Annotated in this window: 6 protein-coding genes and 1 pseudogene; 5 read left to right on the top strand and 2 right to left on the bottom strand. The window is 70.6% G+C overall.

What is annotated here, in order from left to right; genetic code table 11:
- Window positions 1–466 precede the first annotated feature (466 nt).
- Window positions 467–877, top strand: coding sequence for a hypothetical protein (locus AB0G08_RS18975; protein WP_358089393.1), 411 nt, complete (start codon window positions 467–469; stop codon window positions 875–877).
- A gap of 408 nt (window positions 878–1,285) precedes the next feature.
- On the top strand, window positions 1,286–1,822 hold the full coding sequence (locus tag AB0G08_RS18970; protein WP_358089390.1) for a hypothetical protein: 537 nt from the start codon (window positions 1,286–1,288) through the stop codon (window positions 1,820–1,822).
- Here the strand turns inward: AB0G08_RS18970 and AB0G08_RS18965 are convergent.
- The gene (locus tag AB0G08_RS18965; protein WP_358089387.1) at window positions 1,789–2,427 is read right to left on the bottom strand and encodes a class I SAM-dependent methyltransferase; all 639 of its coding nucleotides are present in this window, start codon (window positions 2,425–2,427) and stop codon (window positions 1,789–1,791) included. The genes AB0G08_RS18970 and AB0G08_RS18965 overlap by 34 nt on opposite strands.
- A gap of 208 nt (window positions 2,428–2,635) precedes the next feature.
- On the opposite strand from AB0G08_RS18965, the gene AB0G08_RS18960 reads away from it, so the two are divergent.
- A complete protein-coding gene (locus tag AB0G08_RS18960; RefSeq protein ID WP_358089384.1) occupies window positions 2,636–3,574 on the top strand; it encodes an aminoglycoside phosphotransferase family protein in 939 nt (312 codons plus the stop codon).
- An 875-nt stretch (window positions 3,575–4,449) separates the two neighbouring features.
- Window positions 4,450–8,739: a LamG domain-containing protein gene (locus AB0G08_RS18955; RefSeq protein WP_358089381.1), complete on the top strand. Its 4,290-nt coding sequence runs from the start codon at window positions 4,450–4,452 to the stop codon at window positions 8,737–8,739.
- A gap of 676 nt (window positions 8,740–9,415) precedes the next feature.
- On the opposite strand, the pseudogene AB0G08_RS18950 reads toward AB0G08_RS18955, so the two are convergent.
- Window positions 9,416–10,366: pseudogene (locus AB0G08_RS18950) on the bottom strand (glycoside hydrolase family 43 protein); the annotation flags it as partial.
- 614 nt (window positions 10,367–10,980) lie between these two features.
- On the opposite strand from AB0G08_RS18950, the gene AB0G08_RS18945 reads away from it, so the two are divergent.
- Window positions 10,981–14,319 (top strand): beta-N-acetylglucosaminidase domain-containing protein, encoded by a 3,339-nt coding sequence (locus AB0G08_RS18945; protein ID WP_358089378.1) that lies wholly within the window; start codon window positions 10,981–10,983, stop codon window positions 14,317–14,319.
- Window positions 14,320–14,324: the final 5 nt, after the last annotated feature.

The following is a 14,324-nucleotide window of genomic DNA, read 5'->3' as shown; positions in this document are numbered from 1 at the left end:
GGAGCGGGGCGATTGGAACCGAGCAATCGCGGTGGTCGGTGCTGCTGCGGAGTGCTACAGCACCGACCACGAGCGCCATAACGCACACCTGTGGCACATGGATCTGCTCGCCCGCGCCGGGCGTCATGTCGAGCTGGCGGCACTCGGCCAACGCGATGTGCACGCTCGCAGGCGGCTAAACCGGCTGCTGTACGAGGAAGGCCGAAGTGAGGACCTACGGCAGCGGGCACGGTCCGGAGATGGTGGAGCGCGGTGTCTCCTCGGCCGCCTGGTCCGAGACCGGGATGGGTCGAGCGCCGAGGAGGTGGGTGACTAACTGAGTGACGATCACGACGGACGCCGGGGGACGACCCTGTACGACAGGGGACGGTCCTGGCAGCTAGGAATGGGCGAAGCCGGGGTCGGAGGGCGTCGATGCCGGGTCTGGACGGATGGTTGGGCGCCAGATCCATGGGACGATCGTGGCGTGACGGTCGTGCAACTGCCCGAGGGCTCATGGTGGGACTGGGATGTGCTCGGGTGGAATGGTTCGGAACTGCGCATCGCCGCCGGGTACGACCTGACGTACCACCACGGCTTGGAGTTGGTCTTCACCGACGTCCACTACCTCGCCTGTCCGACCCGGTTCTCTGACCCACAGTTCCGTGAGCCGACCTCCGACGAGTATGAGACCGTGCGTGCACACGTCGGGGAGGTGCCGCCCGTGGTGGTGGCGTTCGACGTTGAAGCCGTGGTCGGTTGGAAAGTCCTCCCTTGTGTTGTTGCGGCAGCCTCTGTCGGGATCGTGACGGGGCTCGTCTACCGCTACTGGCGAGAGGACCTCAAGGAGGGGGAGCGGTTGGCCCCCTTCCTGCGACGGCCTGACGGCGGCCACTGACGGAAGCACGACAGCGAAGTACGGCACCCGCCCCATCCACACAGGCAACCGAGCCAGACCGGCCCTCCCGGTCGACTACATCGTCCGGGGCGTCCACACCGTCCTCCGCGCGGATTTCACCGCCCCCTCGACCACCTGATCTTCATCGGAGCATCTGGATGGCGGGCCGGGTTGCGGCAGTCAGGACAATGTTGGCATGAGTCAATCTACGAGGCGCGTGACCGGAGTTGCCGGGCACGTCGATGGCCCCCGCAGCCACCGCGCTCTTGGCGATCGTTCACGCCGCTACCGGGCGACCGTGGACGGCCCTGGGCCTGGGAGGCGACGGTCGGGGTCGCTACACGCGTGGAATAAGCCTGGTGGTTCGTCTCGTCCTCCCCGTTGACGCCTCATATCCCGGGACTCTGAATGGAATCATCAGACATCTTGGCAATCGCAGCGATAGCGGCTGCGGTGCTGTCTGCGATCTACAGCTACCGCCTGTCGCGGCGGGCTCATCACACCTCGACCTACTACGGGGTCATCGGTCTCTTCCGAGAGCTGGACAAGACCTTCATGGAATATCCCGAAATTCGGCCGTATTTCTATGACGGGAAGCCTCCCGATGTCGACGAGTCGAATCGCCACCGAGTCCGCGCTGCGGCGGAACTGGTCCTGGATACGTTCGAGTGGATCTGGCACCGGCGGAAGGACCTGAACGCCAAGGGCGAGGAGGGCTGGAGGGCGTACATCGTCGACACCTTCTCTTCCAGTCCGGCACTTCAGCAGCATTACCTGAGATCCGCGTCCTGGTATCCGGGGATCACCCGTCTGATCGCTGATCATGCGATCGTCCTGGAGGCTGGACCGGTCGACTCAGGTGATGGGAGCGTCGGTGAACGCGGCGGCCGGGGTCGCTTCGACGGTGCGCGTCAGGCAGTGTCCATCGAGGGGAGCGGCGAATGACGCTCACCCATGACCGTCGCGATCGCGGCATACGGCCGGTGGGTGCCGTCGCTGGGTCGGTGCTGGCGCTCGACCTCCACGAAGCCAGCCCTCGTCAACCGCGCCGAGAGCTCGTCGACGGGCCAGCGATAGGCCGTCACGACCTTGTGGTCGAAGGCGGAGACCTCGTCGCCGTCGAAGAAGCCGACCACCAGCGTGCCGGCCGGTGCCATCACTCGCCGGAACTCGGCCAGCACATCCTCGAGGTCCTGCGGCGGTAGATGGATCAGCGAGAACCAGGCCAGGATGCCGGCGATGGAATGGTCCTCGACGTCGAGGTTCCTCATCGACCCGAGTTGGTACCTCCCGTGCGGATGGGTCGACTTCGCATGGGCGATGAACTCGGGAACGATGTCGATCCCCATCGCATCGACGCCGAGCGACCGAAGGTAGTCGGTGATGTGGCCGGGTCCGCAGCCCAGATCGAGCACGTTGCCGGGCCGACTCGACAGATGTCGCCCGATGAAGGCGAGGTCATCGACATGTACCTGCTGTTTGGTGCCGAACAGTTCGATGTAGAGGGCTGCGACGGAGGCGTACGCGTCCCGAACCTGCTTGAAGTCCACCGCCTGGACTATATGAGTTCTCGGACCGCCCGACGCCGGCGTCGGCCACGGCTTGTTCCTGCCCGATACTCCGACTTCCTGCCCGATACTCCGACCCGTCGGCCAGCCAAGGTCATCGTACGGCTGGGAGCAGCGATAGGGTCTGCTCAGGCGGCGAGCCGTCGTTCAGATCCACACGCCAGGTTCCTTGTCTGACAGGGATGTCTCAGTGAGCGACACACCGCACCTCGGTCCCGTGCCCCAACGCATCACCGTCGACGCGGATCAGGTGCACCGGCTCGTTTCCGCGCAGTTCCCTCAGTGGGCCAGCCTCCCGGTTCGGCCCGTAGCCAACGGTGGCTGGGACAACTGGACCTTCCACCTCGGCCCGCGGATGTCGGTGCGTCTACCCAGCGCGGCCGAGTACGCGTTGGCGGTCGACAAGGAACACCGGTGGCTTCCGGCGCTCGCCCCCCTGCTCCCGCTGCCGATCCCCATCCCACTGGCGAAGGGTCAGCCCGGCGCGGGCTATCCCTACCCGTGGTCGGTCTACCCGTGGCTCGACGGAGAGCCTGCGAGCGCGGACAGCATCGCCGACCCCGTCCGATTCGCGCGCGACCTGGCCGGGTTCCTGGCGGCCCTGCAGCGCGTCGACACCACCGACGGTCCCCGCCCCGGGAAGCACAACTGGTTTCGAGGCGGCACGCTGCGCACCTACGAGGGGGAGGCCCAGCGCGCCCTCACGGCACTCGACGGTCACGTCGACGTCGACCTGGCTCGCGAGATCTGGCAGAGCGCACGAGACGCACGCTGGGACGGCGTGGAGAGTTGGTTCCATGGTGACGTCGCCCAAGGAAATCTCCTGCTCGTCGGCGGGGAGTTGGCAGCGGTCATCGACTTCGGGACATGTGGCGTCGGCGATCCGGCCTGTGACCTGGCTGTCGCGTGGACCCTGCTGACCGCTGACGGCCGCCAGGCGTTCCGGGAGCGGCTGTCGGTCGATGACGCGACATGGGCGCGCGGGCGTGGCTGGGCCCTCTGGAAGACGCTTGTCAGCTGCGCCTCCACCCTGGGCGAGGCCGGCGGGCCGGCCGCGAGCGGGCTGCGCATCCTCGGCGAGATCTTCTCCGAATACACGGCTGGCGCCGTCATCGGGCCCAAGGCATGAACAGCCGCCACGTCCGGCAAGCCCTCACCGAGGCGTCGTCACAATCCCCACCCAAAGTGCTCGAGGCCGCATCGATTGCGTCGTCGCCGCTCGGCGGCAGGTGCGCCGATACCCGCACGTCGAGCCGGAGCCGCAGCGTGGGGGCAAGGAGCCGTCCTGCCCACACGGATGCCGGCAGAGTGGCGGCGTGAAGACCGAGCCCGTCGCCGCGGTCCGGATGGAGCTGGTGGACGACTTGGAGGGGCTGCCCGGCAGCTCCGATGGCTGTCTTCTGGCGCTGAGCTTGGACGTTCCGGTCTGCCTTCGCGCCGGAGACGTCTGGTGGGTCGAGGGCGAGGCGTTGTACGTCCGACGTGGGGACGTCCCGGCTGTGGCCCATCGAGGTCGCCTCGAATGGCGCCGGAAGTGGTAGCGCGAGGGCCCGCCGTATCGCCGTGAGCGGGGAGACCTTCCTCCTCGACGCCCCAGCTCACGCCGGAAGTCAGCCTCTCGGGAGCGGCGACGGATGACGGCCGCCCTCGCGCAGATCGTCTCCCTAACCGTCCACCTGCCCATCCGGCGAGGCCACGATGCGTGAGCACCCGCGTCAGTAGCACCGACCCGGCCACCACGCCGCCGCCCAGCCGCACCGTCCGCTCCCGCAGCACGGCGGGTTCGGCTTCGTTCCTGCCATCCGTCGATCCGTTCGAGGCCGGAAGGCCTGCACAGGATCCGGGGCAGTTCACCTTGGGCGGGCCCGCGCACCGATCGATGGATCGTGACGCACCCTCTGCGCAGGGGCGGTCAGTCGAGGTGTTGACACCATCGAGGAGGGTGCCCCAGAGTTACTGGACTAGTCCAGTATTCACGCGACACTCCACGCGAAGGTGGATCGAATGGCCACAAGATCGAGATCGAGAGCGGCGCTGTCGCTGTTGACGGTGGTGACATTGGCGGCCGGCCTGCTGGCGCAGGAGTCCGAGGACGTCCAGGCGGCCGGCGTCCAGGCGGCTGGCGAGCAGAAGGCTCACGGCCGGTCCGGCTCCCGCGATGACCTGACCCTGCCCGACGGCTACGCCGATCGGGTGAACCACGCGCTGGGCCAGGGATCCGACCACTGGGGCGAGAAGTTGCTCGGCCTGCCCGATGGTCCGACCCTGGCCAACGTCAAGCCGCTGCTGGTGCCGGCCAACCACGGTGGCACGACGGACGCCGCCTCGCCCTGGTACTACCTGCCCTTCACCTATCCGGCGCCGGACCCCACCCGGTGGGCCGAGGAGCGGGACTTCTCGCTGCACGTCGCCGACGGCAGCGAGCTGATGTCGCAATGGTCGGACTCGCGGGCGACCCAGCGCGTCCGCTTCTTCGTCGGCGCGGACGGGACCGAGCGCTACGGCCAGGCCGAGGCGAGGTCGGGTGCCCCCCGCCTGACCGGCGGATACCTGCCGATCCTCGCCAACTCCTATCGTGACGCCGCCGGGGTCCGCTACGAGCGCGAGTCGTTCGTCACCGAGCTCACCCCGGGTGGCCCGGCAGTCAGCATGCTCCGGTTCGTCGTCACCGGGCCGGCGAAGGCGCGCCCGCGACTGCGGCTGAACGTGAGCCGTGACAAGGTGGCGGACGTCGTCGCCGCGCCCGGACGGCTGACCCTCGACGGGAAGACCGTGGTCGCGTACAGCGGTGCGGCGACCTGGTCCGCGCCCGACCTGAGCTTCACGCCCGACCTGAGCCGCGGAAAGGCCGAGTTCTATCTGGTCGCGCCGAACGAGCCGGCCGAACTGCCTGCCGACCGTCCGTCGGCCAAGCTCTACGACGCCGCGAAGTCCCGGACCGGCGCCTACTGGACGGCGCAGCTCAACGCCGGCGCCAAGGTCCGGCTCCCGGAGCGGTACGCCGCGGACGCCATGCGCAGCACGCTGCTGAACAACCTGGTGATGGGCTTCAACCTGACAGTCGGGAACGGCTACGAGTCGCTGGACAAGTCCTTCGCCTGGGTGCCGGAGATCGCGGCGACGGTCACCTCGCTCGGGGACTTCGGCTACCAGGACAAGGCGCGCGCGAACCTCACCGAGATGCTGCGACGCGGCCAGGGCAGCTTCTTCGTGTCCTGGGAGCGCGGAATCAAGCTGCAGACGGTGGCGACGTACTACCTGCAGAGCAACGACGGGTCGTTGCTGCTGGAGACCCTGCCGACGTTCCGTGACTGGCTCGCCGACTTCAAGCGGCAACGCGGCGCGGACCCGAACGGTCTGCTGGCCAAGACCCGCTACGCCTCCGACATTCCGGAGCCGGTCTACGGCCTGCACCACCAGTCCGAGGTCTGGCGCGGTCTGCGCGACGTCGGTGTCGCGTTGCGGCTGATGGGCCGTGCCGACGAGGCGAAGCCGTTCCTCGACGAGGCGGCCGGCCTGCGCGCGTCACTGCTGGGCGCGGTGGAGAAGTCGAAGACGGTGCTGCCGGACGGTTCGGTGTTCGTGCCGATCGCGCTGCTGGACCCGGCGTCGTCGAAGCCGTACGACAAGGTCACCACCGACTTCCTCGGCAGCTACTGGAACCTGATCATGCCGTACGCACTCGCGACCGGGCTGTTCGAGCCGGGCAGCGCGACGGCGACCGGACTACGGGACTACCTCTACAAGCACGGGTCGCTGTTCCTCGGCCTCACCAGGTTCAACCTGTCGACCGCCGATCCCGGGGTCTGCCAGAACATCCGGCACAACCAGTGGCCGGCGGCGCCCGGATACAAGTCCAGCGGCATCGACCAGCAGTACGGCTACTCGCTGATGCGGTTCCTGGCCGACAACGCCGAGTCCGACCGCCTCGACCTGAGCTTCTACGGGATGCTCGCGCACAACTTCACGCCGCACACCTTCGTCGGCGGCGAGGGCGCCACGATATCGCCGTGCCCGCAGTTCGGTGAGTACTACCGGTCGCAGTACTGGCCGCCGCTGTCGCCCAACAACGCCACCTACCTGGAGGCGGTGCGCGGCCTGCTGGTCAGCGAGGACCTGAACGCCGACGGCGTACCGACCCGACTGCACCTGGCGCCGGCCACGCCGCGGCCCTGGCTCGCGGACGGGGAGCGCATCGAGGTCGCCGACCTGCCGACGTCCTTCGGCCCCGTCGGGTTCGCCTCCTCGTCGGAGCTGGCGGACGGCCGGCTGACCGTGCGGGTCGACCCACCGCGCGCGGCCACCGGACGGGCGCCGCTGACGGACGTGGTGCTGCACCTGCGCGCGCCGCGCGGTCACCGGCTGACCGGGGTCACCGTCGACGGCCGACCGGTGACGTTCGACGCCGAGCGCGAGCTCGTCGACCTCGGCCGGCCGACGACGGCGGTCACGGTCCGGGCGACCTACCAGGCGGTGAAGGTGGCCGACGCGCCGAGCGCGGAGGCCACGAAGGTGACGACCCCGCGCACGTTGCTGGAGCCGGGTGAGACGTTTGCGCTGGACCTGGAGGTCGAGGCGCTCGGGCAGGGCACGGTCGGCGGCACCGTCGAGGTCGGCGTTCCGGCCGGGTGGACGGCGCGCGACCCGAAGCTGCCGTTCCGCGTGAGCAGCAACCAGAGACTGGCCTGGTCCGAGCTCGCGACCTCGGCCCGGATCCCCACCGATGCGGCACCCGGGAGCTACCGGATCGACGTGGTCACCCATCCGTCCGGTGGTACGGCCCGGAGCACCTCGTTGTCGGTCCGGGTCGCCCGACCGGATCCGGCGGACTACGCCGCGCTGGTGAAGCGGGACGCGCCGGTGGGCTACTGGCGGCTCGGCGACGCCCAGGGCCAGCCGGTGGCCGATGCCTCCGGCAACGGAAATGCTGGTGCCTACCGTGGCAGCGTCGGCCGGTCCCAGCCAGGGGCGATCGCCGACTCCGCTGACACCGCGGTCCGGCTGGACGACGGCTACGCCGAGATTCCGGACAGCGCCTCGCTCAGCGTCACCGGTGCCTACACGCTGGAGGCGTGGGTCAAGGACGCGGCGGGTGGACCGCAGGGCATCATCGAGAAGTACGACGGCGGCGACTGCCTGCCGTCGCGCAACGGCTACGCCCTGCGCCTGGTCAACGGCAACAAACTGCAGGCGCTCACGATCGCCGACGAGGCGCAGTCCGGCGCGTCCAGCCCGCGCAGCGTCCAGCAGGTGCGATGGCACCACGTGGTGGCAGCGTACGACGGGACGACGCTGCGGACCTACCTCGACGGGCAGCTCCAGACGTCCACCCCGGTGGCCAAGGCGCCGACCGACGGCAGGGGCAGCCTCAAGCTGGGCGCCCGTGGAGACGACGCGGCGGACCGCTTCTTCGGTGACCTCGACGAGGTCGCGGTCTACCACAAGGCCCTGACTCCGGGGCAGATCGATTCGCACTACGTCAAGGGTGTGCTCGGCAACCCCGGCCCGTCGCCCAGTGCGCAGCGCTCGGGTGGGAGTGCCGTGCAGGGCAGCTCAGCGCCGGCTGCGGCGGTCTCGGCAGCCGGGCAGACGTCGACGAGCAGGCAGCAGGCGGCCACCGCCCAGTCCTCCTACGCGGCGCAGGTGCTGGCCGACAAGCCTGTCGGCTACTGGCGGCTGGGTGAGCGATCCGGCACGAGCGCCGAGGACTCCTCCGGCACCGGCAACCGTGGCGCGTACGCGGACGCAGTGGCACTGGGCCGCCCGGGAGCGCTGACGGGCGATCCGGACACCGCTGCCGAGCTGACCGGCGGCCACGTCGCCGTACCGGACTCGGCCTCGGTGAGCGTCAGTGGCTCGTTCACCCTCGAGGCGTGGGTGAATCTCAGTGACGTCTGCGGCCAGTACGGCGTGGTCGAGAAGTACGACGCGCCCGCCTACAACGGCTACGCGCTGCGCGTCCTGCCCGGAGGCAAGATCAGCGCCCTCACGTTGGGCACGGCCGGGCAGCTGGCGTCGGTCGAAGGGCAGACGGTGGTCACGCCGGACAAGTGGCATCACGTGGCCGTGGTCTACGACGGGTCGACCCTGACGGTCTACCTCGACGGACGACCCGACGGCTCGGCCGCCACGAAGGTGAGCCCGACCGGCGGGGCCGGAAGCCTCAAGCTGGGGGCCCGTGGTGACGACGCCGGCGCCAGGCTCGCCGGGCTGCTCGACGAGGTCGCCGTCTACGACCATGCCCTCACCGCCGACGAGGTCGCGCGACACCACTCGGTCGGCACGACGGGCTGACCCCCGACGCCACGTGTAGGCGTGGCGCGGGCATGAGGGCGGCCACCGCACGATCGTCGACGGTCCGTGAGGACCACCGGGGATCGTGCGGTGGCCGCGGCATAGACCGTGGCCGGTGGCACGCCATCCGCGACAAGGTGGCGTGCCGCCGGCCGTTTCGTGCGCGTGGAGCCGGACCGCACCGCGACGTCGTCCGTGCGGGGGCTGCTGTCGACGGCGGATCGTACGACGTGCTGACTCCTGGCCCGACCGCGGACCCGGCGACTCCCGGCCACACCGTGCGGTCGTCGAGGTGGTTGTACGCCGCGATTCGGGCCCGGCGGGCATTGGCGGGCGCACGCGTCGCGGAGGCACCGCGATCCGCAGGCGATGCGGCGGCAGCACGCCGGCACTGCCGGGCGCATCGAGAACGCCCAGGCCGGGCCGTTCCTGGCCGCCGCGTCGCGGCCCGGGGTCAGCTCCGTGCGGTCGGCTGCGACCGGCGTCGTATCGTCGACGCCGGCCGCACCGGTCCGTACGAAGATCGACTGGGCGGTGGCGGCCCCCCCGTGCGGGTCGACGACCACGCCGCCTTGCCGCTGAGGGGTGGCCGCGCGGCTGCGGACCCGGCGGGGCGCAAGGACACGTAGCCGGGCCGAGCAGCGCCCTGCTTGCGGTGCTGGTATGCGTGCCCGGATCAGATGAAGATCGTGCGGGCCGGGTCGAGGAAGTCGGTCGCGATGACCTGGGCGGCGCCGTACGGCATGGCGTCGAAGCCCTTGTAGTTGTGCCAGGCCTTGATCTGCCCGTCGCTCTGGATCAGGGCGATCTCGGCGCGGCCGTTGCCGTCGAGCGAGGACTTACGGCTGCCGCCCCGCACCGGTAGGCCGTTGACCCAGCGGAGGTCGATCGAGTACATGTGCCTGCTGCCGTCGGCGACCGCCGCGTGCAGCACGACCTTGTCGCCGCCGCCCAGCCCGTCCTGGGCCGTCACGACGTCTGCGCCACCCGGACCGCAGAGTCCCGTGTCGGCCTGGGTCATGAAGGCGTTCGGCGCCGGCGTCCAGGGGCTGATGACCGCCGGCGCCGTGGCGTACGACGTGTAGTAGCCGCAGCCGGCGAAGGACCCACCGGAGTAGAAGAGCACCATCTTGTCGTCACGCTGGACCAGGTCCGGCGCCTCGATGATCTGGCCCGCCGCGACGGTCAGCATCGCCGTCGTCGGACCGACCAGGGTGGTGCCGTCGTTCGCGACCTGGCTGACCCAGAGCGTGGACGGCGGGTTGATGGCGTTGCCGTCGTTCTTCCAGGTCAGGTAGCGCGTTCCGTTCCGTGCGACGAAGGTGTTCGCGTCAATGGCGCCGCCCTGGCTGAGGGGGCAGATGAGCGGCCCCGATCCGTAGGGCACGAACCCGCCGAGCGGCGAGGACGCGAACGCCACGCCGATGCACTGACGACCGGAGGCGGCGTCCTGGGCCGTGTAGGTGAGGATCAGACTGCCGTCAGGGTTGGGGTGCACGTCGGGTGCCCAGGTCCTGCCGGCGACCACCCAGCGGCCGGGTCCGCCCGGCAGCGCGTCACCGAGGACCTGCCACGGCCCGTCGATGGTGGGCGCGCTGGCCGCCGGGACGTGCCTGAAGTCGTTGGTGGCGTAGGCGTACCCAGGTCTGGCCGACGCGGACCACGTCCGGGTCTGCGAACCCTTCTGCGATGAGCCTTCGGGGGCCTTCGGCTACGGCGGCGACAGCACTCGGGCTCGCCGCGACCGGCGCGGCCGGCACGACGAGAGCGACGGAGGCAAGCACGGCGAGCATGGCCGCGTGGGCCTGGCCGCGGCGGATGGGCGGGATACGCATGGCGATCTCCCTTCAGGGTCGGCCGTCGACGTCCGCGCCGCGACCAAATACCGGCCTAGGCCAGTATCGTGAAGTCCGACCGAGTCGATGTCAATGGCTCGCTACGCGCAGCCACCCGGACCAGCGCTGTCGTTCGCCGGTAGGGGGTTGACGTGGCCGGTCGTGGCATGGATCCTCGTCATCGGTATAGACCGGTCGGCCACAATCGACCTCGCGCGGATGCCAGCCCGGCCCGGACGATCCTCCGGGAGCCCCTTCGCGCGGCCGTCGGCTCCGACCCCGACGGCCGGCCTCGTCCCTGCCGACTCGACCGGACCGGCGCTTGCCATGTCGGTCGGTCCTCGCGGTGGTCCGCTCACCGCACGCCACGCCGGACCCTCACGGAACCACGGCTGGCCCACATTGAATGAGTGGAGGTTCGATGTTTCTGTTGCGCTCGTTACGCGGCTGCCGCCGCACCGGCGTGTTGGCCGGATCGGTCGTGCTCGCCGTTGGCCTGGTGAACCCCGTGGCGGCTCGGGGGGAACCGCAGGCTCCTGATCGGGTGGGCGTGGCGCGCGTCCTTCCGACGCCGCAGCGCGTGGAGCCGCGTGCGGGGTCGGTCGTCCTGCCCGACCACGTCGACGTCGTCGCGGGTGCGGCCGCGGATCCGGCCGCCCGGCAGTCTCTCGTGGACGTGCTCGGCGCGCGCGGGGTCACCGCCAGGGTGGTCGGAAGCGCGGACATGTCGACGTCGCGTCCGGTGATCCTCCTCGGCGGCCCGGCCGAGACGTCGGCGAGCGTCGCCGCGCTGAGCGCTCTCGGGGTGCAGGGGCCAGCGGGGCTGCCCGGTGAGGGGTACGTGCTGGCGGCCGGGCACGATCGGCTCGGGCGACCGCGGATCGTCCTCGCGGGCGTGGACGGCGCTGGCACCTTCTACGCGGTGCAGTCGTTGCGTCAGCTGCTCGTGCCGCGAGGCGCCCGGGTGGCCGTCGACGGCGTGGCGGTGCGCGACTGGCCGGGTTACCGGGTCCGTGGGGGCATGGAGTCGTTCTACGGGCCCGTGTGGTCGCAGGAGGACCGGCGCTCGCAGATCGAGTTCCTGGCCCGGCACAAGATGAACCAGTTCTTCTACGGGCCGGCGGACGACCTGCGTACCGGATCGCACTGGGACTCCCTGTACGACGAGGCGGAACTGGGCCGGCTGAAGGAGATCCTCGACCTGGCGACGTCCCGTCATGTCGACTTCGTGTACCGGATCTCGCCGGAGGCGCCCCTGGCACCGGGCCGCGGGATCTGCCACGTACGCGACGCCGATCGGGCCAAGCTGCTGGCGCGCCTGGCGCAGCTGTGGGAGATCGGGGTCCGCAGCTACGTCATCGCCTGGGACGACGTGTCCGGAAACTTCGCGTGCCAGGAGGACCGGGACGCCTACCAGGGCGATCAGTCGCCGCTCGCGGCGGCCCAGGCCGCGGTCACCAACCTGGTCCAACGCGAGTTCATCGAGAAGCGCCCCGGCGCCAACCGCATGGTGACGGTGCCGACGGAGTACTGGGGCATGACGCCCACGCCGTACAAGAACCGGTTCGACGAGTTGCTCAGCACCGAGGTCGACCTCTACTGGACGGGCGCGGAGGTGGTTTCGCCGCGCATCACCGAGGACGACCTGCGGGCCGCTCAGGACGTCTGGCCGCGGCACCGGATCATGATCTGGGACAACTACCCGGTCAACGACTACAGCCCCAACCGACTCCTGCTGGGCCCACTGGTGAACCGCGACGCCGGCATGGCGGACGACGTCCTGGGCATCTCGTTCAACGGACTCGTCCAGCATCAGGAGGCCTCGCAGATCCCACTCGGCACGCAGGCCGACTACGCCTGGAACCCCGGGGCCTACGACGCGGAGCGCTCATGGACGCGGACCCTCGAGACCATCGGCGGCGACGCGTACGAGCAACTGCGGCTCTTCGCGGAGAACAACAAGGCCAGCGCCCTGGACAACACCGCGCGGCCGCAGTTCGCCGCGCTCGTCAACCGGCTCATCGCCGACTACTCGGCGGGCCGGGCGGTGGATGCCCAACTCGACCAGCTCGACCGCGAGCTGCGTCGTCTGGAGGAACTCCCCACCACGCTGCGGGCGCAGCTCGACAACGCTCTGCTGCTCAAGCAGATCGAGCCCTGGCTGGACCGGGTCGGCACGACCGGCCGGGCGGGCCGGGCGGCGCTGGCGATCCTGCGGGCGCAGGACCGGGGGGACGGCGAAGCCGCCTGGCTGGCCCGGCGGGAGCAGGCGCGTGCCCGCGGCATCCTCGACAGGACGTCGCACCAGATCAGCCCCGGCCCGGTCGACGAGCTGCTCAGCTTCGCGGCCGCGCAGAGCGACGGCTACATCGGTGACCGCTGGTACGGCGACCTCGGGGCCCCCACGGGCCTGCCCGCTGCCGCACAGGGGTCCGCGCTGGGCAACCTGACCGACCGGCGCGACGACACGGCCTACGTCGCGGCCGGCAAGCCGCGGGACGGCGATGCGATCACGGTGGCGATCACCAAGCCGCACCGGCTGTCGGCGGTGACCGTGGTGCAGGACGCGACCGCTCCCGCCGACGGCGTGATCCAGGCGCTGGTCGACGGCGCCTGGGTGGATCTCGGACCACTCGCTGATGGGTTCACCAAGGTGCCGGCGGCGGACCTCGCGGCCGGCGCGGTGCGGATCCGGTGGGCGTCGGGCAGCGCGGCCCCGCGCGTCTACGAGATCGTCCCGCACTACTCCGACGTGTTCAGCGGTGCCGTCTCGGTCGATCCGCCGGGGTCGCTGATCGCGCCGGGGAAGACGAAGCGGTTCCAGGTCGCCGTCGAGGTGTTCGCGGATCACCGGCTCAGCGCACAGGTGACCGCCACCGGCCCGGACGGCTGGACCGTCGACCCGGCGACGCAGGTGTTCCGGGCCCGGCCGGATGGCCGGACCATCGTCGCGAGCGTGCCGGTGACGGTGACCGTCCCGGCCGGCGCAGAGCCGGGGCGCCACCAGGTCACGGTGGCCGTCAACGAGGACGGCGCGCCGCCGGTGACGGTGTCGCTGCCGATCCTGGTCGGGGAGCAGAGCTACCCGAACCTCGTGACCGGGGCGGACCCGGCCGGCTACTGGCGCCTCGGCGACCCGGCCGGCTCCGGCACCGCCGTGGACAGCTCCGCCAGCGGGCGGAACGGGACCTACCTCGCCGGCGCCCAGCCGGCCGCCGAGGGCGCGATCACCGGTGACCGGGCGGCGGACCTCTCCGCCGGCTACGTCGAGGCGCCGCGAGGCCCGCGGACCGACCTTCAGGGCGCCTTTACGTTGGAGGCGTGGGTGAAGCTCGACAGGCTCGCCCCGGCGCCGGGGCAGGCGGTCATCGAGAGCTACTCCGGGCCGGCGGTCAACGGGTACGCCCTGCGGGTGACCGACGGCGTCCTGCAGGCGTGGTCGCTCGGCGCCGCCGGCAAGGGACACGGCCTCGTGACCGGCCGTACCCGGCTGACGGTCGACGAGTGGCACCACGTCGCCGCCGTCTTCGACGGGTCGCGACTGACCGTGTACCTCGACGGCGTCGCGGACAACAGCGTCGCGACGTCGGTGCCGCCCGGCAGCGGTACGGCGAGCGTCAAGCTCGGTGGCCGCGGGGACGACACGTCCCAGCGGTTGCAGGGTGACCTCGACGAGGCGGCGATCTACGATCGTGCCCTGACGGCCGCCGAAATCGAGGCGCACCACCTCACCGGCCTGCGCTGACGGCC

This window comes from Micromonospora sp. NPDC023644, assembly GCF_040640115.1.
Lineage (GTDB): Bacteria > Actinomycetota > Actinomycetes > Mycobacteriales > Micromonosporaceae > Micromonospora.
This window is presented reverse-complemented; position numbering and strand designations above follow the sequence as displayed.

What these genes read in the sequence shown, in the direction of transcription:
- AB0G08_RS18955 (WP_358089381.1), top strand. Translation starts at nt 4,450, where the DNA reads ATGGCCACAAGATCGAGATCGAGAGCGGCGCTGTCGCTGTTGACGGTG.
- AB0G08_RS18970 (WP_358089390.1), top strand. Translation starts at nt 1,286, where the DNA reads ATGGAATCATCAGACATCTTGGCAATCGCAGCGATAGCGGCTGCGGTG.
- AB0G08_RS18945 (WP_358089378.1), top strand. Translation starts at nt 10,981, where the DNA reads ATGAGTGGAGGTTCGATGTTTCTGTTGCGCTCGTTACGCGGCTGCCGC.